This window comes from Comamonas thiooxydans (genome assembly GCF_002157685.2).
In the GTDB taxonomy this organism is placed as follows: Bacteria; Pseudomonadota; Gammaproteobacteria; order Burkholderiales; family Burkholderiaceae_C; genus Comamonas; species Comamonas testosteroni_H.
The window spans coordinates 5,568,693-5,593,693 of record NZ_AP026738.1 but is presented as its reverse complement, the minus strand read 5'-3'; the positions used below and the strand labels follow the sequence as shown (position 1 = coordinate 5,593,693).

21 protein-coding genes are annotated in these 25,001 nt (G+C 63.9%); 14 read left to right on the top strand and 7 right to left on the bottom strand.

The annotated features are described in order from the left end of the window. Positions 1-50: 50 nt before the first annotated feature. The 7 genes from CTR2_RS26020 to urtE all read left to right on the top strand — a co-directional run bounded on the left by CTR2_RS26020 (position 51) and on the right by urtE (position 9,390). Positions 51-2,162, top strand: a complete 2,112-nt coding sequence (locus tag CTR2_RS26020) for a TonB-dependent receptor (protein ID WP_254913196.1) — start codon at positions 51-53, stop codon at positions 2,160-2,162. A 15-nt stretch (positions 2,163-2,177) separates the two neighbouring features. Continuing rightward, positions 2,178-2,909 (top strand): DUF4198 domain-containing protein, encoded by a 732-nt coding sequence (locus CTR2_RS26015; protein WP_087079847.1) that lies wholly within the window; start codon positions 2,178-2,180, stop codon positions 2,907-2,909. Positions 2,910-3,294: 385 nt separating this feature from the next. Next, the gene (gene urtA / locus CTR2_RS26010) at positions 3,295-4,563 is read left to right on the top strand and encodes an urea ABC transporter substrate-binding protein (protein WP_087079848.1); all 1,269 of its coding nucleotides are present in this window, start codon (positions 3,295-3,297) and stop codon (positions 4,561-4,563) included. A gap of 105 nt (positions 4,564-4,668) precedes the next feature. Next, positions 4,669-6,282, top strand: a complete 1,614-nt coding sequence (urtB, locus tag CTR2_RS26005) for an urea ABC transporter permease subunit UrtB (RefSeq protein ID WP_087079851.1) — start codon at positions 4,669-4,671, stop codon at positions 6,280-6,282. A gap of 138 nt (positions 6,283-6,420) precedes the next feature. Beyond that, positions 6,421-7,650 carry an urea ABC transporter permease subunit UrtC gene (urtC, locus tag CTR2_RS26000; protein ID WP_176391563.1) on the top strand — a complete coding sequence of 410 codons (1,230 nt, stop codon included), beginning with the start codon at positions 6,421-6,423 and terminating at the stop codon, positions 7,648-7,650. Further along, the gene (gene urtD, locus CTR2_RS25995) at positions 7,647-8,522 is read left to right on the top strand and encodes an urea ABC transporter ATP-binding protein UrtD (RefSeq protein ID WP_087079855.1); all 876 of its coding nucleotides are present in this window, start codon (positions 7,647-7,649) and stop codon (positions 8,520-8,522) included. Before urtC ends, urtD begins: the two co-directional genes overlap by 4 nt. A 175-nt stretch (positions 8,523-8,697) precedes the next feature. Next, complete coding sequence (urtE, locus tag CTR2_RS25990; protein ID WP_034373974.1) at positions 8,698-9,390, top strand: urea ABC transporter ATP-binding subunit UrtE; 693 nt, start codon at positions 8,698-8,700, stop codon at positions 9,388-9,390. Positions 9,391-9,467: 77 nt separating this feature from the next. Here urtE and CTR2_RS25985 read toward each other — a convergent pair whose 3' ends face one another. After that, entirely contained in the window at positions 9,468-10,457 is a 990-nt protein-coding gene (locus CTR2_RS25985) for a TauD/TfdA dioxygenase family protein (protein WP_087079857.1), read from the bottom strand. 27 nt (positions 10,458-10,484) lie between these two features. Continuing rightward, the gene (locus CTR2_RS25980; RefSeq protein WP_254913197.1) at positions 10,485-11,552 is read right to left on the bottom strand and encodes a Bug family tripartite tricarboxylate transporter substrate binding protein; all 1,068 of its coding nucleotides are present in this window, start codon (positions 11,550-11,552) and stop codon (positions 10,485-10,487) included. Between the two features lie 166 nt (positions 11,553-11,718). On the opposite strand from CTR2_RS25980, the gene CTR2_RS25975 reads away from it, so the two are divergent. Beyond that, on the top strand, positions 11,719-12,549 hold the full coding sequence (locus tag CTR2_RS25975; RefSeq protein WP_087079861.1) for an urease accessory protein UreD: 831 nt from the start codon (positions 11,719-11,721) through the stop codon (positions 12,547-12,549). A gap of 28 nt (positions 12,550-12,577) precedes the next feature. Here the strand turns inward: CTR2_RS25975 and CTR2_RS25970 are convergent, their stop codons facing one another. The 3 genes from CTR2_RS25970 to CTR2_RS25960 all read right to left on the bottom strand — a co-directional run bounded on the left by CTR2_RS25970 (position 12,578) and on the right by CTR2_RS25960 (position 17,398). Beyond that, the gene (locus CTR2_RS25970; protein WP_087079863.1) at positions 12,578-13,885 is read right to left on the bottom strand and encodes a hypothetical protein; all 1,308 of its coding nucleotides are present in this window, start codon (positions 13,883-13,885) and stop codon (positions 12,578-12,580) included. A 71-nt stretch (positions 13,886-13,956) separates the two neighbouring features. Further along, complete coding sequence (locus tag CTR2_RS25965; protein WP_087079865.1) at positions 13,957-16,308, bottom strand: cytochrome P450/oxidoreductase; 2,352 nt, start codon at positions 16,306-16,308, stop codon at positions 13,957-13,959. 103 nt (positions 16,309-16,411) lie between these two features. Next, positions 16,412-17,398, bottom strand: a complete 987-nt coding sequence (locus CTR2_RS25960) for a Bug family tripartite tricarboxylate transporter substrate binding protein (RefSeq protein WP_087079867.1) — start codon at positions 17,396-17,398, stop codon at positions 16,412-16,414. A gap of 230 nt (positions 17,399-17,628) precedes the next feature. Between CTR2_RS25960 and CTR2_RS25955 the strand changes: the two genes are divergently transcribed. After that, the gene (locus CTR2_RS25955) at positions 17,629-18,471 is read left to right on the top strand and encodes an IclR family transcriptional regulator (protein WP_238707562.1); all 843 of its coding nucleotides are present in this window, start codon (positions 17,629-17,631) and stop codon (positions 18,469-18,471) included. Between the two features lie 3 nt (positions 18,472-18,474). Here CTR2_RS25955 and CTR2_RS25950 read toward each other — a convergent pair whose 3' ends face one another. Further along, complete coding sequence (locus CTR2_RS25950; RefSeq protein ID WP_087079869.1) at positions 18,475-19,302, bottom strand: IclR family transcriptional regulator; 828 nt, start codon at positions 19,300-19,302, stop codon at positions 18,475-18,477. Positions 19,303-19,449: 147 nt separating this feature from the next. Here CTR2_RS25950 and CTR2_RS25945 point away from each other — a divergent pair, with 147 nt between their 5' ends. The 5 genes from CTR2_RS25945 to CTR2_RS25925 all read left to right on the top strand — a co-directional run bounded on the left by CTR2_RS25945 (position 19,450) and on the right by CTR2_RS25925 (position 24,462). Beyond that, positions 19,450-20,406: an MBL fold metallo-hydrolase gene (locus tag CTR2_RS25945; RefSeq protein ID WP_087079871.1), complete on the top strand. Its 957-nt coding sequence runs from the start codon at positions 19,450-19,452 to the stop codon at positions 20,404-20,406. A 254-nt stretch (positions 20,407-20,660) separates the two neighbouring features. After that, positions 20,661-22,340, top strand: a complete 1,680-nt coding sequence (locus CTR2_RS25940) for an FAD-dependent oxidoreductase (protein WP_087084405.1) — start codon at positions 20,661-20,663, stop codon at positions 22,338-22,340. Between the two features lie 38 nt (positions 22,341-22,378). Next, complete coding sequence (locus tag CTR2_RS25935; RefSeq protein ID WP_003068276.1) at positions 22,379-22,645, top strand: DUF2783 domain-containing protein; 267 nt, start codon at positions 22,379-22,381, stop codon at positions 22,643-22,645. A gap of 96 nt (positions 22,646-22,741) precedes the next feature. Then, positions 22,742-23,716, top strand: coding sequence for a Bug family tripartite tricarboxylate transporter substrate binding protein (locus CTR2_RS25930; RefSeq protein ID WP_176391564.1), 975 nt, complete (start codon positions 22,742-22,744; stop codon positions 23,714-23,716). Between the two features lie 107 nt (positions 23,717-23,823). Next, a complete protein-coding gene (locus tag CTR2_RS25925) occupies positions 23,824-24,462 on the top strand; it encodes a response regulator (RefSeq protein ID WP_087079873.1) in 639 nt (212 codons plus the stop codon). A 125-nt stretch (positions 24,463-24,587) separates the two neighbouring features. Here CTR2_RS25925 and CTR2_RS25920 read toward each other — a convergent pair whose 3' ends face one another. Continuing rightward, positions 24,588-24,989, bottom strand: coding sequence for a GFA family protein (locus CTR2_RS25920; protein WP_087084407.1), 402 nt, complete (start codon positions 24,987-24,989; stop codon positions 24,588-24,590). Positions 24,990-25,001 lie beyond the last annotated feature (12 nt).

The following is a 25,001-nucleotide window of genomic DNA, read 5'->3' as shown; positions in this document are numbered from 1 at the left end:
AGCGGTGATGGTGCTTTGTGGTGCATTGCCGAGCCGTAGCGGTGCATTGCATGGCACGAACTTTGCTGTTCTGGTGCATGTACAAAAGACCATTCAATAGGGGAGGCGCTCAGTGCCTGGGGACTACAGCAAGACTCGGAGTGCTGGCCTTGGGCGGTACGCTGTGGATGGCTTCAGCCGTACAAGCGCAAACAGCCAAGGAAGTCGACAAGGTCCTGCCCGAGGTGAGGGTGAATGCCCTGGTCAAAGGCCAGGCGCTGGACGAGTCACAACGCGTGTTTTCCGTCACCGAGTTCAGGCGCGACGAGATTCGCGAGCAGCCCAGGCAGGAGGTGGAATCGTTGTGGAGCCAGGTACCCGGCATGCATGTCAATCACTACCAGCTCAGCGGTGTGGCCAACGGGCTGGTGCTGCGCGGCTTTGGCGGCGGCGGCCATGGCGGCGATGTGGCGGCCACCCTGGATGGCATCCCGCTCAACGAAGCCATGTCGCATGCCGATGGCTATTTCGATCTCAACGTGGTGGTGCCGCTGGAGCTGGACAAGGTCAATGTCTATCGCGGTCCCGTGTCGGTGCTGCAGGGCAATTACAACCGCGCAGGGTTGCTGGAGCTGCGCACGCGGCGCAACGGCAGCTATGCGGAGTTCGATGTCAGCGCCGGCTCGCATGGCATGTTCGATGTACAGGCCGCACTCGGGCGCGGGCTGGAAGGGGGCGATCAGCTCAACCTGGCGGCCCAGCACTCGCGCGGTGATGGCGCGCGGCCCAGCGCGGGCTATGAGCGAAGCACCATCAGCGGTACCTGGAAGCATCATGTGCATGAAAAGCTCGATATCTCGCTGTCCGGTCGCTGGCATGAGGCGCGTGGCGACTCGCCCGGCTATCTGACTGAAACGCAATGGCGGCAGGACCCACAGGGCAAGGACAGCCGCGTGGTGGGTGATGGTGCCAACAAGCACTTTGGCACGCTGCGCCTGGATGCGCAGTACGCACTGGATGCAGATACCCGTCTGCTGGGTTTTGTCTACGGCACGCAGCAGGATTTTGTGCGCTGGTTCACCCGCCCGCGCAGCACAACCTGGATGCAGCGCGAGGAGCGCTATGACCGCAGCGTGCTGGGTGCGGGGTTGAATCTCAGCGGCAAGTCGCTTCTGGCGGCGCGCGAGCTGAACTGGATGCTGGGTCTGGAGCAGGTGCGCGAGTCCACGGACTATGGCTACTGGGATGGATTGCTGGACCGCCGGCGCACCGGCCCTGCACTGAATGATCGCAATACGCGGCTCGACAACACGGCGATCTACGGCCAGGCTGGCTGGCAGCCAACGGCCTGGCTGCAGACCACGGCGGCCCTGCGCTGGGACCACTTTGACGGCCGCTGCAGTCTGCTGGGGGGGGAGGCCGGTGGCGATGAATGCAGGAGCATGCAGGGGCGCAGCCATGCCAGCCCCAAGCTGGGTGCACTGGCGCAGCTCAATGCCCGCACGGCCGTGCGGGCCAGCTGGTCGCAAGGCTTTGCACTGCCCAGCGACTTTGCCAAATACGCGCTGCGCAACAGCGACCTGCATGCCAATATCTTTCGCCAGAGCGAGCTGGGCGTGGAGTGGAAGCCATCGGCCCATTGGCTGATCGATGCCTCGCTCTACCGCATCAGCTCCAGCCATGAAATTCGCAACACGGCACCCGGCGAGTATGAAAACCTGGGAGCGACCGTACGCAAAGGCGCCGAGCTGCAGCTGCACTGGCTGCCCGGCCGCAACTGGCATGTGGAATGGACTTATGGCCACAATCGCTCCGAAGTTACGCAGAACGCGGATGCCGCGCTGCTTGGGCGACGTGTGGTGGCCGTGCCCAAGTACACCAGCACCTTGCATGCGCGCTGGATGCCACGCAGCGATGTCACCGTGCATGGATTGCTGCGCCATGTGGGGCGTGCGCCCATCAACACTGGCAATACCGAATGGGCCGACAGCTATCGCTGGCTGGACCTGGGTCTGCAATACCGATTGCCCGCAAGCCTGGCGCGCAATGCCAGCCTGAGCCTGTGGCTGCGCAACGCCGCCAACACCCGCTATGCCAGTACCACCACCATGATTGCCGGCCAGCGTCTGGTCGCCCCCGGCGCGCCGCGCAGCGTGCAACTGGGCCTGCAGTTTTCCTTATGATTTTTCGGAGCTTCCATGTCTGTTTGCAGCACACGTAAAAACATCATCGCGCGCATTCTGTGCACCACGGCTGCTGCCTGGCTGCTCTGCGCGCATCCGGTCTCCGCCCATAACGTCTGGCTGGAGCCCGACGCGCAGGGCGGCTATGTCATGCAGTTTGGCGGTCATGAAGGCAGGACAGAAGCCTTCGACCCGGCCAAGCTGCAGCGGGTGCATGCCTATGACCTGCGCGGCCGCGAAGTGCCTAGCGCCGTACAGAATGTGCAGGGTGGCATCCGCATCAAGCCCGATGCCAGTGCTGCGCTGATCGCAGTGGAGCTCGATAACGGCTATTTCAGCAGTACGGGTGCCGAGGGCGCCATGTTGCCTTTGCCCATGGACCAGAACCCCGGTGCGGTGCGCGGCGTGCATGCGCGCAAGTTCCACAAGACCGTGGTGCGCTGGGGTGCCGTCATGCAAAAGCCGCTGGGCCAGATGTTCGAGGTGGTGCCGCTGCAGGGGCAGTCTCCCCATGCCGGTCAGCCGCTCAGGCTGCAGGTGTTGCTGCATGGCAAGCCGCAGCCCGGCGTCAGACTGTCCTGGGGAGAGAATGGCTCTCCCACGATGACGGACGCGCAGGGGCTGGCGACCATGACGCCTGTTGTCGGCAGCAATACGCTGCAGGCCATATTGCGTCAGCCTGTGCAGGGCGACCCCATGACAACCGAGAACAGCTACGAGTATCTGCTGCGCTTTGCCGTGCATTGATGAGGCTGCGTTTCGTCGGCCTTCGCACCGGAGAGCCGATTCTGCAAGGCATCCGTGAGGCGGCGATTTGGCGTGCAGATCAGCAAGCTGCGCAGCGCGGCCTTGCCAGCATGCCTGCCGCCGGTCTGAGGTGACAGGCTGCCGTGCACTTCAATAGTGCCGGCTGGTTTGCGCGGTCTGCATCTGGTGCATGCGGCACTGCAATGGTGCCTGCATGTGGCCAATGCTGATCGCACAAAGTTGCATTCGACCTGTGCCCGGCAAGAAAGCGGCAGCAGCGCCGCTGCATGCAATGAGCAAGCAATGGCAGGTGGTGCTGGCACGGTAATTGCACTTCAGGTTCTGCGGTCAATGTGACCGAACAAAACCTCCTGGGAGTGCTGAAATGAATCGTCGCGGAACCCTCACAACACTGGCTGCATCCATGGCTCTGGGCCTGGGATTGACTTCCCAGGTGCTGGCTGCAGACACCATCAAGGTGGGTGTGTTGCACAGCCTCTCGGGCACCATGGCCATCTCCGAGACCGTGCTCAAGGACACGGTGCTGATGGCCATCGACGACATCAATGCCAAGGGCGGCGTGATGGGCAAGAAGCTGGAGCCCGTGGTGGTGGACCCGGCCTCCAACTGGCCGCTGTTTGCCGAAAAAGCCAAGCAACTGATCACCCAGGACAAGGTGGCCGTGGTCTTCGGCTGCTGGACCAGCGTGTCGCGCAAATCCGTGCTGCCGGTGTTCGAACAGAACAACGGCCTGCTGTTCTACCCAGTGCAATACGAGGGCGAGGAACTTTCCAAGAACGTCTTCTACACCGGTGCCGCGCCCAACCAGCAGGCGATTCCCGCTGTCGAGTACCTGATGAGCAAGGAGGGCGGCGGTGCCAAGCGCTTTGTGCTGCTGGGCACGGACTATGTGTACCCGCGCACCACCAACAAGATTCTGCGTGCCTTCCTCAAGTCCAAGGGCGTCAAGGATTCCGACATCATGGAGACCTACACGCCGTTCGGTCACAGCGACTACCAGACCATCGTGGCCGATGTGAAGAAGTTCTCCACGGGCGGCAAGACGGCGGTGATCTCCACCATCAACGGCGACTCCAACGTGCCCTTCTACAAGGAACTGGGCAATGCCGGCCTCAAGGCCAAGGATGTGCCGGTGGTGGCCTTCAGCGTGGGTGAGGAAGAGCTGCGCGGCGTGGACACCAAGCCTCTGGTCGGTCACCTGGCGGCATGGAACTACTTCATGAGCGTGAAGAACCCGACCAACACGGCCTTCATCAAGCAATGGGGCGATTACGCCAAGGCCAAGAACATCGCGGGCCACAAGGACAAGCCGCTGACCAACGACCCGATGGAAGCCACCTGGGTCGGCATCCATATGTGGAAGCAGGCCGTGGAAAAGGCCAAGAGCACCGATACCGACAAGGTGATCGCGGCCATGGCCGGCCAGACCTTTACCGCACCCAGCGGCTTCACCCTGAAGATGGATGAGAAGAATCACCACCTGCACAAGCCCGTGATGGTCGGCGAGATCAAGGCTGACGGCCAGTTCAGCGTGGTCTGGAAGACCAAGGGCCCGATCAAGGCCCAGCCCTGGAGCCCGTTCATCGAAGGTAACGACAAGAAGAAGGACGAGCCCAACGGCAAGAGCTCCTGACTCGCTCCCTCGGACTGGAGAGGTCTGGTGGGCTCTCCAGTCCTGAAAAGATAGCTGCTTGTACCTTATTGACAAGGGCTGCAGCACTAGAAACCTGAGATTCCTATGAACATACTGCGCAAGTCATGGAGGCTGGCATTGGCTGCCGGGCTAGGTTCGTTGCTGAGCTTTGCCAGTCACGCACTGACGACCGAGCAGGCCTATGCCATGGCTGCGGCAGACGACTCCGAGCAGCGCGTGCTGGCGATCAATCAGGCCGTGCTGGCACCGGATGCACAAACCGACGGCGGCCGCCTGTCGGCCTATCTCGGCGCGCTCGCCAACGATGAAGTGCGCCTGTCCCAGGGCAAGGTCTATGTGATGAGCGGCGACGTGGTCACCGATCCGGTGACCGGCCAGGTCGTCCAACTCCCGGCGGATGCCGAGGAGGTCGTCAGCAACAATTACCTGCGCTCGGTCATCGACACGGCGCAGGCCGCGCTGGCGCTGGGCAGCAGCGATGTGCAGGCGCGTCGCAAGGCTGCCGAGCAACTGGCCTCCGAGCCTGATGCCGGGCGGCTTCCCCTGATCGAAAAGGCGCTGGCTGCTGAACAGGACGGGCAGGTCCGAGCCCTGCTGGAGCGCAGCCTGGCTGCCAGCCTGCTGGGCAGCGACGACGTGCAGCAGCGTCTGAAGGCGGTGCAGCAGCTGTCACATCAGCAGACGCCGGAGACGCAGCTGCTGTTGAACCAGCGCCTGTCCGAAGAGTCCGATCCCGGCGTGCAGAAAGCCATCAAGACCGCGCTGGCCGGCATTGCCGAAGGCCTGGCCTGGGGCGACAGGCTGGGTGCTGTTTTCAGCGGCCTCAGCCTGGGCTCGGTGCTGTTGCTGGCGGCGCTGGGTCTGGCCATCACCTACGGCCTGATGGGCGTCATCAATATGGCGCACGGCGAGCTGATCATGATCGGTGCCTATGCGACCTATCTGGTGCAGCTCGCATTCCAGCGCTGGCTGCCCGAAGCCTGGTTTGGCGGGTATCTGGTGGTGGCCGTTCCCGTGGCCTTTCTGGCCTCGGCGCTGGTGGGCGCGGTGCTGGAGCGCGGCGTGATCCGCTTTCTCTACGGCCGCCCGCTGGAGACCCTGCTGGCCACCTTCGGTATCAGCCTGGTGCTGCAGCAGACCGTGCGCAGCCTTTTCGGAGCGCAGAACGTGGGCGTGGAAAACCCCGTCTGGATGAGCGGCGGGATCGCGCTGCTGCCCAATCTCACGCTGCCCTGGAACCGCATCGCGATCATCGTCTTTGCGTTCGCCGTGCTGGTGGGCGTGGCCTTCATGATCGCCAGAACGCGGCTGGGCCTGTTTGTGCGCGGCGTGACGCAAAACCGCGCCATGGCTTCCTGTGTGGGCGTCAATACGGCACGCACCGACACCTATGCGTTTGCACTGGGCTCCGGTATCGCCGGTCTTGCCGGCTGCGCCCTGAGCCAGATCGGCAATGTGGGCCCGGATCTGGGGCAGAACTACATCGTGGACAGCTTCCTGGTGGTGGTGCTGGGCGGTGTGGGGCAGCTGGCGGGAACCGTCTACGCGGCTCTGGGGCTGGGCGTGCTCAGCAAGCTGCTGGAAGGCTGGACCGGGGCCGTGCTGGCCAAGATCGCCGTGCTGCTGTTCATCGTGGTCTTCATTCAAAAGCGTCCGCAAGGCATCTTTGCCTTGAAGGGCCGCAGCGCGGAAACATGACCCCCCCGAGTCGCTTCGCGCCTTCCCCCTCAAGGGGGACGACAGCCTCGCTGCGGGGCGGCGCGGCCGGCGTAGGCCCTTGCTCGCTGTTCCTTGTGAAAGCTGGCTTTCTCAAACATTGCGTTCTGGACCGGAGCTATGAGCGTGTCAACTTCTTCATCCCCTGCATCCGCACCAGCGCTGGTGCTTCCTGCTCCTGAGTCCTTGCTCAGCGGCAAGGGCTGGACGGTATTTCTGCTGGCCCTGACCATGGTCTGCGCCGTGGCTCCCGCACTCAATCTGTGGGTGCCCGAGGACAGTGCGCTGCACCTTTCCGACTACATGCTGGGCCTGCTGGGCAAGTTCATGTGCTATGCCATCTGCGCACTGGCGATTGACCTGATCTGGGGCTATACCGGCATCCTGAGCCTGGGGCACGGCCTGTTCTTCGCACTGGGCGGCTATGTGATGGGCATGTACCTGATGCGCGAGGCCGCAGGCCCCGATGCATTGCCCGCCTTCATGGGCTTTCTGGACTGGAAGGAGCTGCCCTGGCACTGGGCGCTGTCGGGCAGCTTTGCAGCCACCGTGCTGCTGGTGTTTCTGGTGCCGGGCCTGATCGGCGGGCTGTTCGGCTACTTCGCCTTTCGCTCGCGCATCAAGGGTGTGTATTTCTCCATCATCACCCAGGCCCTGACCTATGCCGCCATGCTGCTGTTCTTCCGCAACGAGACCGGCTTTGGCGGCAACAACGGCTTCACGGGCTTCAAGACCCTGCTGGGTTTTTCCGTCAACTCGCAAGCCATGCATGTGCTGCTGTTTGCGCTGTCGGGGCTGGCGCTGCTGGGCTGCTTCCTGTTCTCGCGCTGGCTGATGCGCAGCAAGTACGGCCGCGTGCTGCAGGCCGTGCGCGATGCCGAATCGCGCACCATGTTCTGCGGCTACAACCCGCTGCCCTACAAGCTGTCGATCTGGGTCATCTCGGCCATGATGTGCGGCCTGGCGGGCGCGCTGTATGTGCCCCAGGTAGGCATCATCAACCCCAGCGAAATGAGCGTGGGCAACTCCATCGAAATGGCGGTGTGGGCGGCCGTGGGCGGACGTGCCTCGCTGGTCGGCCCCATCATCGGCGCGTTTGCCGTCAATGGCGGCAAGAGCTGGCTCACCGTGGCCGCACCCGAGTACTGGTTGTACGTGCTGGGTGCGCTGTTCATCGTCGTGACGCTGTTCATGCCGGGAGGACTGATTCGCCTGCCGCAGCAGCTTCGCCAGTGGCGTGAGAAGCGCAAGGCCCAGGCCCCGGCGCCCTTGAGCCAGGCTGCAGCCGCAGCTACCAAAACCGCTGCCGAGCCGGCTTCTGCCGATGCCATTGAAGGAGTGCGCGCATGACCCCCGATCTGATGCAGGAAGGCGAGCAGCGCCTGGCCTCCTACCAGCAGCGCGAAGCCGCGCTGCGCACCGAATCCGGCGGTCGCAATGCCAGTCTGGCGCGCCCCGTGGTTGCCGGCGAAGTGGATGTGACCCACGGCCGAATTCTCTATCTCGAAGACGTGCATGTGAGCTTCGACGGCTTCAAGGCCATCAACGGTCTGAACCTCGATATCGCGCCCGGCGAGCTGCGCTGCATCATCGGTCCCAACGGCGCGGGCAAGACCACGATGATGGACATCATCACCGGCAAGACCCGGCCCGACAGCGGCACGGTGTTCTTCGGCTCCACCATCGATCTGCTGCGCTACAAGGAACCCGAGATCGCCGCCATGGGCATTGGCCGCAAGTTCCAGAAGCCCACGGTGTTCGAGCAGCTCAGCGTCTTCGAGAACCTGGAGCTGGCGCTCAAGACCCACAAGGGCATTGCCTCTTCCATGCTGTTCAAGCTGAGCGGCGCGCAGAAGGACCGCATTGCCGAGGTGCTGCACACCATTCATCTGGCAGGCAGCGTAACGCGCCAGGCCGGGCTGCTCAGTCACGGACAGAAACAGTGGCTGGAGATCGGCATGCTGCTGGTGCAGGAGCCCAGGCTGCTGCTGCTCGACGAGCCTGTGGCCGGCATGACCGACGAGGAAACGGTGCGCACGGCCGAGCTGTTTCTGACGCTCAAGGGCAAGCATTCGCTGATGGTGGTGGAGCACGACATGAGCTTTATCGACACCATCAGCGAGAAGGTCACGGTGCTTTGCGATGGCTCGGTACTGGCCGAGGGAACGCTGGCCGAGGTGCAGGCCGACGAGCGCGTGATCGAGGTGTATTTAGGGCGTTAACCCCCTGAGGCACTTCGCGCCTTCCCCCTTTCTCTTCGGAAGGGGGACGACACCTTCGCCTGGGCGGCCCCGCCGCGAGGCGGCTCTTGCTTGGTGTCTCTGGCCCGATGAGCGCGGTGGGTTAATCAAATTAGATAGCTGCTTGCGCCTGCTGTGTAAGCGCTAGAGGTCAAAAATGCTTAAAGTTCAGAACCTGCATCAGTACTACGGCGGCTCGCACATCCTGCGGGACGTGAATTTCACGGCCGAGATCGGCAAGGTCACGGTGCTGCTGGGCCGCAACGGCGTGGGCAAGACCACCTTGCTCAAAAGCCTGATGGGGCTGGTTCCCATCAGAAGCGGCGGCATTGAATGGCAGGGTCGCGATATCGCGCGCAGGACGCCCTATGAGCGCGCGCGCAGCGGCATCGGCTATGTGCCGCAGGGGCGCGAAATCTTCTCGCGCCTGTCGGTGGAAGACAATCTGCGCATGGGCCTGTCCTATTGTTCGGCAGGCACCCGGATTCCGGGCGAGCTGTACGAGCTGTTCCCCGTGCTCAAGCAGATGCTGCACCGCCGTGGCGGCGATCTCTCGGGCGGCCAGCAGCAGCAACTGGCCATTGCGCGCGCGCTGGCGCCGCAGCCCAAGATACTGATCCTGGATGAGCCCACCGAGGGCATACAGCCCAGCATCATCAAGGACATCGGACGCGTGATCCGCATGCTGGCCAATCGCGGTGACATGGCCATCCTGCTGTGCGAGCAGTACTACGACTTTGCCGAGGAGCTGGCCGACCACTATGTGGTGATGGAGCGCGGCGAGGTGATCGCATCGGGCCCGGGCAGCGAGATGCAGGAGAAGAATGTGCGCTCGCTGGTGGCGATTTGAGCAGCGGGCGAAGAAAAAAAGGTGCCGCAAGCGGCACCTCAAAGCCTCAGGCCATGCCCGGAGGACAACTCATTTCGTCAATACGCCGCGCCGTGCGCGGCCAGCACCGGATTGCCCTGTATGGCAGTGCTGGCGCGGCCGTCCGCGCCCCGGGGGACTTCGCCCACCAGCGTGGTGCGGTAGAGCTGGCGATCGAACTCCAGCGCAAAAATATCCTGTGGTGCCACATGGGCCGTGGAGCGGTTGTCCCAGAAGGCCAGCGAGCCTGGTTCCCACTTGAAGCGCACGGTGAACTCGCTGCTGACGGCGTGCTCCCAGAGCAGCTCCAGCAACACGCGCGATTCGCGGGTGGAGAGTTCCGCGATGGACTTGAGAAAGCCTGGGCTGATGTAGAGCACTTTCTCGCCACTCTCGGGGTGAACAGTGACCAGCGGGTGTTCGCTGATCAGGGTGTTGTCGCGCACCAGATCCAGGTATTCCTGCGATGCCGTGGCTCCCTGCGGTGCGCTGAAGCGGTGCTCGCCACGCAGGCCCTGCAAGAAGACCTGCAGCGGCTTGGAGAGCGCTTCGTAGGCTGCGGCCAGATTGGTCCATTGCGTGTCGCCGCCATAGGGCGGAATCGTCACGCCGCGCAGAATCGATGCGGCAGGCGGATTGTGGGCGGCCGTCACATCGGCATGCCAGCCGGTCCAGGGGCGCTGTTCTGCCTGGCCGCTGTGGCGGTTGGCCTTGCGGTGCTTGGCAATCGAATAAAGCTCTGGAAAGCCTTCGACATGACCGAAGACGGGGTGGCCGGGCGTGAGCTCGCCAAACTGGCGCGAAAAAGCGATCTGCTGCTCATGGCTGAGGTGCTGGTCGCGAAAGAAGACCACTTTCCAGCGCAGCAATGCCGAGCGGATGGTGTGCACTTCGGCGGCACTCAGTGTCTGCTTGAGATTGACGCCGCTGATCAGCGCGCCGATATGCGCCGACTGCGGCGTGATCCGGATATGCGGAGTGATGTTGCTGGCGGAGCTCAGGCGTTCGTCCAGATGCTGCAGCGGAGCGTGGGGCAGGGGCATGTTCATGGGATTTTTCCTGATGAGAGCGGTGCTTCAGCGAGCCTGGGCAATACGGGAGGTGCTGGCCGGCAGCAGACCCAGCTCGGTGAGAAGCGCATGGCTGCGTTCGACCTGGGCGCTCAGTGCGCGAGCGGTGTCCTGCGGGCCGAGAAACACGGGCTCCCACTGGTTGAGCGTCACGAACTCCTTCCATTCCCGGGTTTCGGAAACCTTGCGCAGCGCGTTCACCCAGTACGCCTGTTGCGCGGCGCTGGCACCGGGTGCCGTCATCACGCCCTGAAACGAATCGCTGACATAGTCGATGCCCTGCTCCTTCCAGGTGGGAGACTGGGCGAACACGCCTTCAAGCCGCTTGTCGGCAGCAATCGCCAGCACGCGCACGCGGCCCGACTGCAGATAGGGCAGCAGGTTCGGCGTGGTGGCCGAAACCACATCGAGATGCCCGCCTGCCAGCGCCACCATGGATTCGGCGGAGGACTTGTAGGGAACGATGCGCAGCTTCTGGATATTCACACCGCCTTGCTGCAAGGGCTGGGCCACGCCCAGATGGATGTGATTGCCCAGCGTGGTGGCGATGCCGATGGAGTATTTCTCGGGGTCCTTGCGCAGCTGGGCGATCAGGTCCTGGGCATTGCGCAGCGGCGAATCCGCACGCACGACCACCGTGGTGAACTCACGGAACAAGGTCACCAGCGGCGTGCCTTTCTGCAGGTGCGCGGGCAGGGCATTCTGCGCCAGGCTGTTGCCGTAGCTGGTGCTCAGCGTCATCAGCGTGTGGGCGTCGCCAGGGTGGCGGTGCAGGCTCTCCAGAGCGCCAATCGAGTGCGCGCCAGACTTGTTGCTGACCACGAACTGCGGTGCATGCCCATCGCGTGCCAGCAGCTCGGTGAGCTTGCGGGCCGCCAGATCCAGCGCCGCGCCGGCTCCGCTGGGGACAATGAATTCCGTGGATTTGCTGGGCTTCCAGGCCGGGGCCGTTGCACCGCCGGATTGCGCGGCAGCAGGACCGGTTGCCAGCGTGCAGCACAGCGCCGCCATCGATGTCAGCCATGGGGCCAGAGTGCGATGCAGGCGGGAATGAGTTACGGTACTGGCCGACATGAAAGCTCCTGAAATCAATCGCCATGCGCTTTGCGGGATGGCGTGCTGAAGACTGTAGAAGCGCGGCAGCCTTGCAACAACGAATGAATTTTCATGAGTTAGTAAGCAAAAGAGCTGAGCTACCCGGGCCTGAGCGGCAGGCCTGCTTGAAGAGGCAAGAACGAAAATGACCTGGCATGCGCAACTGGCGCTGAACTATTCCTTGCAGGCCGGCAAGACCTCGGTGCATTTCACGCACGATGGTCCGCTGCGCATCCTCAAAAGTCTGTATCCCGAGGGACCGGCCATCTGCCACAACGTGTTGGTGCATCCGCCGGGCGGGCTGGTGGGAGGCGATGTGCTGGACATTGATGTCCATGTCGCGGAAGGGGCGCATGCGCTGGTCACCACGCCCGGTGCCACGCGCTTTTACAAAAGCAACGGCAAGCAGGCCATGCAGCGCACCCGGCTGCGCCTGGACCCCGGTGCGAGGCTGGAGTGGCTCCCGCTGGAAGCGATCGCGTACAACGCCTGCGATGCCGTCAATCGCCTGGAGTTCGAGCTTGCCGAAGACGCGCAGCTGCTGACCTGGGATGTGACGGCGCTGGGCCTGCCGCTGGCCGCCCAGCCCTATGAGTCCGGCAGGTTCGAGCAGCACATTGAATGGCCGGGACGTTTTCTGGAGCGCGGCGTGGTCAACGCGCAAGATGAGCTGCTGCTCAACGGCGACCTGGGGCTGGCCGGGCATCGCTGCCTGGGCAGTCTGATCTTTGCCAGCGGCTCACCCATTGCGCGCCATCGGCGCGAGGCCTTGCTGGAAGGCACGCAGGAGCTGCTTGCAGAGGCCGCCCCGGCGGTGTTGAGCGGAGTGACGGCGCCCAATGAAAACATGCTGATTCTGCGCGGTGCATCACCTGTGGTTGAGCCTGTGATGATGCTGTGGAAAACTGTGTGGAGTTTCTGGAGAAAAGAACTCTGGGGGCTGCAGGGAGGCACTCCCAGAATCTGGTCCATGTAATCGGTGTTGCGCGGGCCTCGGCGCCGTTTCAACGCACCAGCTGCTTTCTGCATCGAGCCAGCTCGGCCTGGGCCCAGTTCAGGCGTTCATGCAGTTGGGGGCAGGCAGCACCGGCGTTTTGCGGATCGCGTTCCGTGCAGTGCTCTTCGACCATGGATATCAGCGTGCGCGTGCGGCGGTTCTGCTCCAGGGCGCAGGCGCGCGTGCCCGCTTCGGCACGTGTTCCGCCTTGTGCGCGCGTGCCGGGCGGCACGGCCGTCCAGCCGCGGTTGTGCCAGGGCGAGAAGGAGGCTGAAGGCGTGACCTCTATGCCGCCCACGCGTCCTTCCAGGTCGGGAAATGTGGACAGCATGGCGGCGGCTACCAGGGCCGGGTCGCTCATGCGTCCCAGAGCCGTATCGCAGTCCATGACATCGGGATTCAGGCCCGGCGGCAACAGCCTCAGCACGCCATAGATACGGGTGGCATCGGTCTCCAGCTCCTTGACGCTGCGTCCATTGCGGCCCGGCACCAGGCCCATGCCGACCATTTGGTACTGCGTGTCGCGCAGGGCGGTATCGGGGCCGGTGCGGATCTCGACCTTGCCCGAGGCCCGGCCTGCGAACATGAGCAGCCTGAAGGCATCCGTGGAGAACAGCGCCTGCACTTCCAGATGGCAGCGGGCGGGTGCAGCGGTGCGCAGCACGCCTGACCAGCCCTTGGCGGCGTCGCGGTGGACCAGCATGGCCGTGCGCGGCAGCATCTCCACGGCGATCCGCTCCTTGCCCAGGCTCACGGTTGCCGGCACGCTGGCGTCAATCACACCGGCTGTGGGAAATTGCGCCAGTGCCTTGAAGCCATGCTGCATCGCGGACAGTCTGTCGCTGCTGACGATGCCGCCTGTTGCGATCTCCAGGCGCCCGTTCTCGAAGCGGTAGTGGCTGGGTACTTCGTCGGTTTCAGTGTAGCTGCCATGGCGAGTGGAGACCCGATAGCGGATCTCGCGTGCGCCCATCTCCATGAAGGAGCTCAGCGTCTCCAGCAAGGCCTGGCGTGTGGCGGTATCGTCCTGGCGCAGCGTGATCTCCACGCGTGTGGAGCCATAGCCGAGCAGCTTGTCAAACGCATGGCGCATGACGGCCTGATTCGGAAAAGTGATGACTGCCCCCACCATGCCCGCCAGGGCCGCCACGCCGCCCAGCAGCAGTGGCCAGGTCGAGCGTTCGTCAGTGCGAGTGCCAGTCACGGCGCTCCAGATGGCTTGAGCGCCATGGCCCAGCCAGCTGGTGGCCACAAAGGCGATGAGCGCTGCAGTCGGCGCCCACACAAGAATCAGCAGTATTTGCAACAGGCCCATATGGGCAGTGATTCTAGGTACAAGACCCGCATGGCCTGGCGGCAGCTGCCTGCCGGGGGGCGCCTGGGGCACTACAGTGCCAGAACGATTCTGGACTCCTGCGTCCTGGCGCGCGAGCAGCAGCTCATCATCTTGGTGCAGGCCGCGCGCTCGGCACGGGTCAGCACCATGTCGCGATGATCGATATCGCCTTCCAGCACCGGCACCTCGCAGGAGCCGCACAGGCCTTCGCGGCAGTCGCACTCGATATCGATATTGGCGCTGCGCAGCGCATCAAGCAGGGTTTCATCGTTGCGCACCTGCAGCGTGATGCCGGATTCGCGCAACTCGACTTCAAAGCCGTGCTCCTTGTCCGGGTCCAGCGCTCCCAGGGTGCTGGAGAAATGCTCCACGCGCAGGCTGTCCTCGGGCCAGTGCTGGCTGGCCTCGGCCAGCCCGTCGAGCATGCGCTGCGGACCGCAGGCATAGATCTGTGCGCCGGGCCTGACCTGGGCCAGCAACGCCTGGTAGTCGGCTCGCCGGCCTTCTGCGCCCACATAGATCTGCAGACGCTCGCCATGCCGTGCCTGCAATGCAGGCAGCAGCGCCATGCGCTCGCGCTGACTGCAGCTGTAGTGAATTTCATAGGGGATGCCCAAGGCCTGGGCGCGCGCCGCCATGGCTGCAACCGGCGTGATGCCTATGCCACCGGCGACGAGAATCAGCTGCTGCGCGCTTTCGTCGAGCTTGAAGTGGTTGCGCGGGCCGCGCATCTGCACCTTCATGCCGGCCTGCAGCGCCCCATGTATCCAGGCCGAGCCGCCACGGCTGTGCTCCTCGCGCAGCACGGCGATCTCGTAGGTGTCCGCCTCCTGCGGATCACCGCATAGCGAGTACTGGCGCGAGATGCCCGTGTCGCCGCAGTGCAGGTCGATATGCGAGCCCGGGGTCCAGCGTGGCAGCACGCGCCCGTCGGGCGCCTTGAGGCGCACGCGCAGCACGTCCTGCGCAACCAGCTCGGTGCTGTCCACCAGCATGCTGCGGCTGACGCCGCCTTGCGAGGATTCGCCGATGCGCACCGGCTGCTGCTCGGCCAGCACGGCGGGATTGCCGCGCTCGGGGTTGCGGCTCACATCCCATTGCACCCACAGATGCTCGGGGCCGCGGAACGAGGTGTTGGGCACATAGGTGAAGCGTTGCTCGGCCAGCTTCATATGGGGCAGGCGGCGTGTGAATTCCTCGAGGAAGATCTGCATTTCCATGCGCGCCAGATTCTTGCCCATGCACTGGTGGGAGCCGTAGCCGAAGGTCAGGTGATCGCTGGCATTGTCGCGGTGGATGTCGAACAGGTCGGCATCGACAAAATGCTGCTCGTCGTGGTTGGCCGAAGAGGTGACGATGAGCAGCTTGCTGCCGGCCGGAATGGCCTGGCCGCCGATCACCACATCCTTGGTGGCCAGGCGCCGCCAGGCGGCCACCGAGCCGTTGTGGCGCAGGCATTCCTCCACGGCATTGGGTATCAGTGAGGGATCGGCGCAGATCTCCTGCCAGACCTTGGGGTGCTGCAGCAGCAGCTTGACCGCATTGGCCGTGGCGTTGGCTGTGGTCTCGTGGGCGGCGACCAGGCCGGCCATCATCATGGAGTGCAGGTAGGAGTCGGTGACGACTTCGGGCAGCTCCTTCTGCTTGCGGATGCCGTATTGCATCCAGCCCTCGGCGTCGGGATCGGCGCGCATCTTGTCGAGAATCCGGCCTGCGTGCTGCCAGAAGTTGCCCACGGCATGGGCCACGGCCACCTGCTCTTCGGCCCGGGGGCGTCCCCAGGTGTTGACGGTGTGGGCAATGCTGTATTGGCGCAGCGTGTCCATATCGTCTGCGGGCACGCCCAGAAAATGCATGGCCACCGTCAACGGTACTTCCCACAGCATCTGATCGACGAGATCGGCACGGCCGTCGTCAATGAAACGGTCCACATATTCGCGGGCCAGCCGGCGCACCATGGGCTCGTGGTGCTTGAGCTCCTCGGGCGTGAAGGGCTGCATCAGCGCGCGGCGGCGCGGCATGTGGGCGGGCTCGTCCTCGTTGACCAGAGTGCGGTTCAACGCAAATCCATAGCTGGCGAGCACGGCATTGGCTTCATCGCCTGTGGGCGTGATCTTCTCCAGCGCGATCGAGGGGCTGAAGGTGATGTTGTCGCGGAAGATGGCCTTGATATCGTCGAAGCGCGTGACCACCCAGTAGCCCAGCTGCGGGCTGTAGAACACCGGCTCCTGTTCGCGTGCCCAGCGCACATATTCGGGTGGGTCCTGCTGGTAGCCGTCGGCAAAGGGATCGAAGCTGGCGGCCCCGTGGCTGATGGGGCAGCCCGTAGGGCCGCTCTGGCCGCTGGGCTTGCCGAACTGGCTGTGATCGATGGGGCAACGGCTGGGGGTGGAAACGGTCATGGCTCGCTCGCAAACGCAAAGAGGCAGGAGATGGCATAAGCCATCGGACGAGAGCGCAGAGGCGGCCTGCCGCCAGCCTCTGCGGCATGGATCAGCGGGGCAATCAGTCCAGCGTGATGTTCAGATCCTTGATCAGCTTTTGCCAGCGTGTGCTTTCGCTGTGGATCAGTGCCTGGAACTGCTCGGGCGTGTTGCCCACCGGCTCCACGCCAAAGTCGATGAGCTTTTGCTTGACCGCAGGCTCGTTGATGGCGGCGACCACCTGCTTGTTCAGCGCCGTGACGACAGTGGCCGGTGTCTTGGCCGGGGCCACCATGCCGACCAGGGCCGCAGCCTGTACGCCGGGCAGGCCCAGCTCGCCGAAGGTGGGCACATCGGGCAGCTGAGGAAGACGCGTGGCATTGGCCACGGCGAGGGGGCGCACCTTGCCGCCCTTGATGAAGCCGGCACCGGCGGCCAGATCCACCATCATCACGGGAATCTGACCACCCGCCACATCGGCCAGCGCCGGAGCCGCGCCGCGATAGGGCGCATGGGCGAGCTTGAGGCCGGCCTCGGACTTCAGCAGCTCCATGGCCAGGTGATGGGGGCTGCCCGCACCGGCGGAGCCGTAGTTCACGCCCTCGGCGCTGGCCTTGGCGGCGGCAATGAACTCCTTGGCGGTCTTAGCCTTCTCGGCGGGGCCGGCCACCAGAATCATGGGAAAGCGCCCCATGAGCGTGACGGGCGTCAGATCCTTGCCGGGGTTGTAGCTCAGGCTCTTGTAGAGCACCGGATTGAAGATCAGCGTGCCGTTGTCGGCCGACAGCACGGTATAGCCGTCGGCCGGTGCGCGCGCGGTCTCCGAGGCGCCGATGGCCGTGTTGCCGCCCGGGCGGTTGTCCACGACGATGGGTTGATGGGCCTGGGCGCCCCAGGCCTGGCCTATGGTGCGGGCCAGGAAGTCCGAGCCGCCGCCTGCGGCGTAGGGAACGATCCAGCGCACGCTCTTGCTCGGGTACTTGTCCTGGGCCACGGCGGTGCCGGGGGCTGCGGCCAGCCAGAGCATGCTGGTGGCCAGAACCGAGGCGGTGAAGAGGCGTTTTTTCATTGAGGGTGTCTCCTGGGCTGTGGTGTTGTTTGCCTGCGGGTTAACCAAGCTTCACTCCGCCTGCGGTTCCGCTTTAATACGGAAATTATTTTGCGTAATTTTTATACGCATTGCGTAAATATGCTTCAAGGGATTACCCGAGAGCCAGCACGAGACATGCGTGAAAATGTCTTCAATGGCTTACGAGACAGGCGCAACCAGCTATGAAAATCGAGAAGAAAACTTTGGCTATGGCGAAGCGGCAAGCAGCCAGTCCCGCAGCAGGAGTGGCGTCGCAGAATGCCCGGCAAGAGCCGGATCAACGTCGCCAGCGTGTGCAGGCAGCAGAGACCTGTCTGGCCGTGCTCAAGGCACTGGCCGGGCTGGGCGGTCGTGCCAGTCTCACGGCCATCGGCGCTGCCGTCGATGAAAGCCCGGCCAAGGTGCATCGCTATCTGGCCAGTCTCATGGCCGAAGGTCTGGTGGAGCAGGATCGTGGCGGCACCCAGTACGCGCTGGGACGCGAGGCCATCCATATCGGCCTGGCTGCGATGCGCCAGAACGATCCTGTGCGCATGTCCGAGCCCGCTTTGCAGCATCTGCGCGAGTCCTTGCAGGTCACGAGTTTTGTCGCGGTCATGGGCAATATGGGCCCCACCATCGTGCGTTTCGAAGAGCCCAGCCTGCCCATTACCGTCAATGTGCGTGTGGGTTCGGTCATGTCCATGCTGTGGTCGGCCACGGGGCGGGCATTCTTTGCCTTCATGGAGCCGCAACCCGAGGTCGAGGCGCTGCTGGCGCGCGAGCTGGAGGCAGCCAGCCCCGAGCATCGCCGTCTGCTGCATGCGAGCAAGCCTCTGGAGCAGCTACGCAGCGAGATTCGCGCAGCCGGCTGTGCCGCGATCCGGGACCTGAATCTGCCTGGCATCAGCGCCGTTGCGGCGCCCTTGCTCGACTACAACGGGCATGTGGTGGCCGTGCTCTGCGCGCTCGGGGCCAGCGGCGGCTTCGACCCCGATCCGCAGGGCCGCATTGCCCAGGCTGTATGCGAAGAGGCGCGCAGTATCAGCGCTTCGCTGGGCTACCGAGTCTAGGTCTCAGGCCCCGGTCAGCACAGCCGGGGCTCCCAGGCGCTGGGATAGCTGACGGGCCTGGGCCTGCAGTTTCCGGGCCGGCAGACCGGCGGGGTCCAGCGTCAGCGTGACCGAGGGGCCGATGGCGGCAATCGCCAGCACCAATTGGCCGAAGCCGTCGAACACCGGAACCGCCAGCGCGCTTACGCCCGACAGCAACTGGTTCTCGACCACGCTCAGGTGGTTGCGGCGAATGGAGTCCAGTTCCTTGGCAAACGCCGGTTCGTCCAGGCTGTGGCCTTCGGTCTGCAGCAGCGGTGCGATACGGGCCGGGTCGCCGAAAGCCGCAAAAATCTTGCCCGTGGCGGTGTGGCGCAGCGAGGCCGGCGTGCCGTGGCGCATGGCCACATAGACATGGGTGGGGCCTTCCTCGACGCGGATGATGGTCGGCCCCTGGCCGCTCCACATGGAAACCGACACGGTGTAGCCCACCTCTTGCGCCAGGGCGGGCAGCTCGGCAATCGCCATGCGCACGGGATCTGCCTGCTGCAGGCTGATGAGCCCCATCTGAATGGCCAGCGGCCCCAGGCCGTAATGGCCGCTGACACGATCCTGCTCCATCAGGCCCAGCTTGCAAAAGCTCACCAGATAGGGGTGGGCCTTGGCGGCCGTCATCTCCGCCTCGCGTGCCAGATCCTTGAGCGCCATGCGCCGGCCCGTGCGCGCCAGCACCTTGAGCAACTGGCCGCCGACTTCCACGCTCTGTATGCCACGCGGCGCGCGCGTGGGTTCGTCGTCACTGGATTCAAGCATCAAACGGGCGTCGGTCGAAGAAGAGTTGGCATGAGGCATGACGGCATTGTGACGGTGGAAGAGCGGCTGGAAAGTCTCAAGGGTTTTTCACTATGACAAATCGATTGTGCAATGTTGAATTTATATCTAGCATTCAGAAATTCGATAAAGCTGAATGCATTTGTTTAAAACAAAGAGATTGCAACGATGAGCACCAAGACCTTTGCCTCCGCCGCCGACCTTGAAGTCAAGAAGGTGAGCTTCGACAAGCTCTCCGAACATGCCTATGCCTACACGGCCGAAGGCGACCCCAATACCGGCATCATCATTGGCGACGACGCCGTGATGGTCATCGACACCCAGGCCACGCCCGTCATGGCCGAGGACGTGATCCGCCGCATTCGCGAGGTCACGGACAAGCCCATCAAATACGTCACGCTGTCGCATTACCACGCGGTGCGCGTGCTGGGAGCCTCGGCCTACGGCGCCGAGCACATCATTGCCAGCCAGGACACCTACGACCTCATCGTCGAGCGCGGCGAACAGGACAAGGCCAGCGAGATCGGCCGCTTTCCGCGCCTGTTCCAGAACGTCGAGAGCGTGCCCGAGGGCATGACCTGGCCGACCATGACCTTCACCGGCAAGATGACGCTGTGGCTGGGCAAGCTCGAGGTACAGATCCTGCAACTGGGCCGCGGCCACACCAAGGGCGATACCGTGGTCTGGCTGCCCCAGGACAAGGTGCTGTTCAGCGGCGATCTGGTCGAGTTCGATGCCACGCCCTATGCGGGCGATGCCTACTTCCAGGACTGGCCGCAGACGCTGGATGCGATTGCCGCCCTCCAGCCCGAGAAGCTGGTGCCCGGCCGCGGTGCGGCACTGCAGAACGCGGCCGAAGTGCAGGCCGGCCTGGCGGGCACGCGCAATTTCATCAGCGACCTGTGGGCCGAGGTCAAGGCCGGCGCCGATGCGCGCCAGGATCTGCGCAAGGTCTACGAGGCAGCCTTTGCCAAGCTGCAGCCCAAATACGGCCATTGGGTGATCTTCAACCACTGCATGCCCTTCGATGTGACGCGCGCCTATGACGAGGCATCGGGCCACGCCGACCCGCGCATCTGGACTGCCGAGCGCGACCGCGAGATGTGGCTGGCGCTGGAAGGCTGATCGCCTCTGGGGCCGCCCGGCTGGCAGTCTCCTGCGCAGGCGCGGCGGTCTATTGCAAAGCTATCTAAAACAGGAGCTTCTTGCGCTTTGATTGCAATGAATTCAAATGGAAGCAGCATTGAATTCATTGATTGACAAGCGGTAGCAGCTATCAAAAAAACAGAGTTTGAATCCGGTCGCAAAGAGCCGGAGGGGCGGCTTTTGCCCCAAAGAACAGATCCACGCTTTTCAAGGTTTGCGCACCGATGAACGCCATGTCCACCCCAGCCATTGCTCCTGACGCTCTGCGCGGCAGCGCCGCCGACATTCAGTCCATCCAGATTCCCTATCGGCGGCATGCGGACCAGGATGCCGATGCGCCGGCGCGTCACCCCGTGGTCGTCGTCGGCGCCGGGCCCGTGGGCCTGTCTCTGGCCATCGATCTGGCGCAGCGCGGCCAGCCGGTGGTGGTGCTCGACAACGACTGCAAGCTGTCCACGGGCTCGCGCGCCATCTGCTTTTCCAAGCGCACGCTGGAGATATGGGATCGCCTGGGCGTGGGCCAGCCCATGGTGGACAAGGGCGTGTCCTGGAATCTGGGCAAGGTGTTTGCCAGGGATCAGTCGCTCTACCAGTTCGACCTGCTGCCCGAGGCCGGCCACGAGCGCCCGGCCTTCATCAATCTGCAGCAGTACTACGCCGAAGCCTATCTGGTCGAGCGCGCACTGCAGCTGCCGCTGATCGACCTGCGCTGGCACAACAAGGTCACGGCGCTGGCGCCGCGCGACGACGGTGCCCTAGTGACCGTGGAAACGCCCGAAGGCGAGTACCGGATCGATGCCCAGTGGGTGCTGGCCTGCGACGGATCGCGCTCGCCCTTGCGCGGCCTGCTGGGCCAGGAAAGCCATGGCCGCATCTTTCGCGACCGTTTTCTGATTGCCGATGTGAAGATGCATGCGGACTTCCCGACCGAGCGCTGGTTCTGGTTCGATCCGCCGTTTCATCCCGGCCAGAGCGTGCTGCTGCACCGTCAGCCTGACGATGTCTGGCGCATCGACTTCCAGCTGGGCTGGGAGGCCGATCCAGAGGAGGAGAAAAAGCCCGAGAACATCCTGCCGCGCATCCGCGCATTGCTGGGCAAGGATGCGGACTTCGAGCTCGAATGGGCCAGCGTCTACACCTTTGCCTGCCTGCGCATGGACCGCTTCGTCCACGGCCGCGTGGTCTTCGCAGGCGACAGCGCGCATGGCGTCTCGCCCTTCGGCGCACGCGGCGCCAACAGCGGCGTGCAGGATGCCGAGAACCTGGCCTGGAAGCTCGACCGCGTGCTGCGCGGCCAGGCCGACGCTGCGCTGATCGCGAGCTACGGTGCCGAGCGCGAATACGCGGCCGACGAGAACATCCGCAACTCCACACGCGCCACCGACTTCATCACGCCCAAGAGCGAGATCAGCCGCCTGTTTCGCGATGCGGCGCTGGAGCTGGCGCGCGAGCATGAGTTTGCGCGCCGCATCGTCAACAGCGGGCGTCTGTCGGTGCCGGCCACGCTGCATCATTCGCCGCTCAACACGCCGGACAGCGAGGCCTTCGCGGGTTCGCAACTGCCCGGTGCCGTGCTCAGCGACGCGCCCATGCGCCGGCCCGGCGACAGCCAGACCACCTGGCTGCTGCGGGCCCTGGGCCCGGACTTCACGCTGCTGCATTTCGGCCCCACGCCGGCCTGGGCGCGCGAGCTTGGCGGCGTGTTCAATCTCTCCATTGCCGCCGAGGGCGATGCCCATGCCGGTCAGGCTGATTTGCTGGATGCACAAGGTCTGGCCGCGCAGCGCCTGGATGCGCGCCCTGGTACCAGTTACCTGCTGCGCCCCGACCAGCATGTCTGCGCGCGCTGGCGCCGTCCTGACGAGGCTGGCGTGCGTGCTGCGCTGCTGCAAGCCAGCGGCGCCATGCAATGAAATACCCCAGAGGATTCCCTTTTTTTCAGGAGACCGCCATGCTGCTGTCCACCCATCCGAATCTGCAGGCCTGCGACGATTTCTACGAAGCTCTGATCGCCACGCATCAGGGCCTAGAAACCGCGCAAAGCCACGCCCTTAATGCCCGCCTGGTGCTGCTGCTGGCCAATCACATCGGCCATCAAGAGACCTTGCTGCATGCGCTCGAACTGGCCCGCGCCAGCGCAGGATTCGCTCCTGCCGGCGCAGACCCCGCCGAGCGCGGTGCCGTGACACCGGTTGCCCCGGTACACGCTGCCGCTTGAGATGCAGCAAGCCGCCGGCCTGGCGGCAGCTGCGCCATCCCCTAAAGGCCCCGTCACCAAAATCTATTCAAGGGGCCATGAATCAAGGAGACAAGGATGATGCAACGTAAACAGTTTCTGGCCGCACTGGCCTGCTCGACGCTGGCATGGGCTGCAGGGCCGGCCGCCATGGCGCAGGAAAAGCCCCTGGAATGGGTCATAGGCTACGCCGCAGGCGGTGGCTCCGACGTGGTGGCCCGCGTGATTGCAGAGGCCATGGGCCGCAATCTGGAGCGCCCCATCGTCATCAACAACAAGCCCGGTGCGGGAACCAATATCGCGGCCGAGTACAGCGCGCGCTCGCATGACTTTGGCAATCTGATGTTCACGGCCGACTTCGCCACGCTGGCTGCCAATCCGTTTCTGTTCCGCAAGCTCAACTACAACGCCGAAAAAGACTTCAAGCCCGTGGGCATGCTGGTGCGCTTTCCCATGCTGCTGGTGGTCAACAACGATGTGCCGGTCAGCAATCTGACCGAGTTTGTCGCCTGGGCCAGGCAGCAGAAGACTGGCGTGAGCTGGGGCTCGGCCGGCCTGGGCAGCCCCCATCATCTGGTTGGCGAGTTGTTCCGCGAAGAAGCCGGTCTGGGCAATATGACCCATGTTCCTTATCGCGGTGCTGCGCCCGCAGTGCAGGATGTGATCGGTGGCCAGATACCTGCCATGTGGGCCGATAGCGCCACCATTATTCCCTTCCTCGGCGAGAAAAAGCTCAAGGCCATAGGCGTGGCCAGCCCGGCCCGCATCGATGTGCTGCCCAAGGTCGCCACCTTGCAGGAGCAAGGCCTCAAGGGCTTCGAAGGCTATGCCTGGCAGGGCATCGTCGTGCCCAAGGGCAGCTCGGCCGAGGTGGTCAAGAAGTTCAGCCAGTCGCTGCAGTTTGCGTTGGCCGACACGCGCACCAAGGCCCGTCTGGCAGCCATGGGGGTCGAGCCCATGCCCGGCAGCTCCGAGCAGATGGAGAAATTTGTCAGCAACGAGCGCAGCAAATGGGGGCGAGTGATCACGGCCAACAACATCAAGCTCGATTGAGAGCCGGACTCAGTGAGCCGCAGCCTGGGTGACGGACAGGCCCGGGCGCTGCGGGATATGCGTTTTTGCAGATGCAGCGCGCTGCCAGCCGTGGCAGACTCCGGGCCATGTCCGAGCCCACTCTTCTCGTTGCCGACGATCACCCGCTGTTTCGCGCAGCGTTGATCCAGGTGCTGCACGACCGCTTTCCGCAATCCCGCATTGTGGAGGCTGCCAGTGCCCAGACCCTGGGCGCGGCCATGCAGGAGCATCCCGACATCGAGCTGGTGCTGCTGGACCTGGCCATGCCCGGCGCGCGCGGCTTCTCGTCCCTGCTGCATCTGCGCGGCGAATATGCGCAGGTTCCGGTGATCATCATCTCGTCCAACGACGATCCGCGCATCATCCGCCGCGCCCAGCAGTTCGGGGCGGCGGGCTTTATCTCAAAGTCTGCGGCTGCAGACGATATGAGTGCGGCCATCGACGAGGTGCTGAGCGGGGATATCAGCTTTCCCTCCATGGTGGCCGAGCGCTCGGAGGCCGATGCGGCCCTGGCCGCTCGCCTGGCCCAGCTCACCCCCCAGCAGTTTCGCGTGCTGCTGTGCATTGCCGACGGACTGCTCAACAAGCAGATCGCGCACGAACTGGGCCTGGCCGAGAACACCGTCAAGGTCCATGTGACGGCGATTCTCAAAAAGCTCGAATGCTATTCACGCACCCAGGCGGCAGTGCTGGTCAAGAGCCTGGAAAACGATCACGAGGTTTGATTGCCCTGGTGCCTCAAGGACCCTCTGTTTTGATAGCTTGCTGCGCTTTATTGGTAATGGGTTGAGGCATTTTTGCCTAATTTTCGTGCAGCTTGCAGCTGCAAGCCGTCGTCGCAGTTCGATGGCTACAAGTGCGCGAAAAACTCCGGCGTCGCGTCCCAGCGATCGTGCATGCCATCGACATACGTGACGGGAATTCGCGACAGCTCCTCCTCCGACAGCTCTTCCAGGCAGCCGATATTGATGCCGTACATCTGGCCTATCGGCGTGTTGTGGCCCACGCCAAAGACGCGGATGCCGCAACGTTTACAGAAGAAATGCTGGTTCTTTTGCGAGCCAAACACATAGAGCGTGAGCTCTTTCTCGCCCGTAATAAGGCGGAAATTTTCGGGGCTGGCGATGGCGGGCCAGAACCGGCTGCGCCTGCAGATGGAGCAGTTGCAGCGATAGCTGGGCTGGCTCAGGTCCAGGCCGACTTCAACCTGAACCCGGCTGCAATGGCAGCTGGCACGATAGGATTTCAGCATCTGGCGACCCCC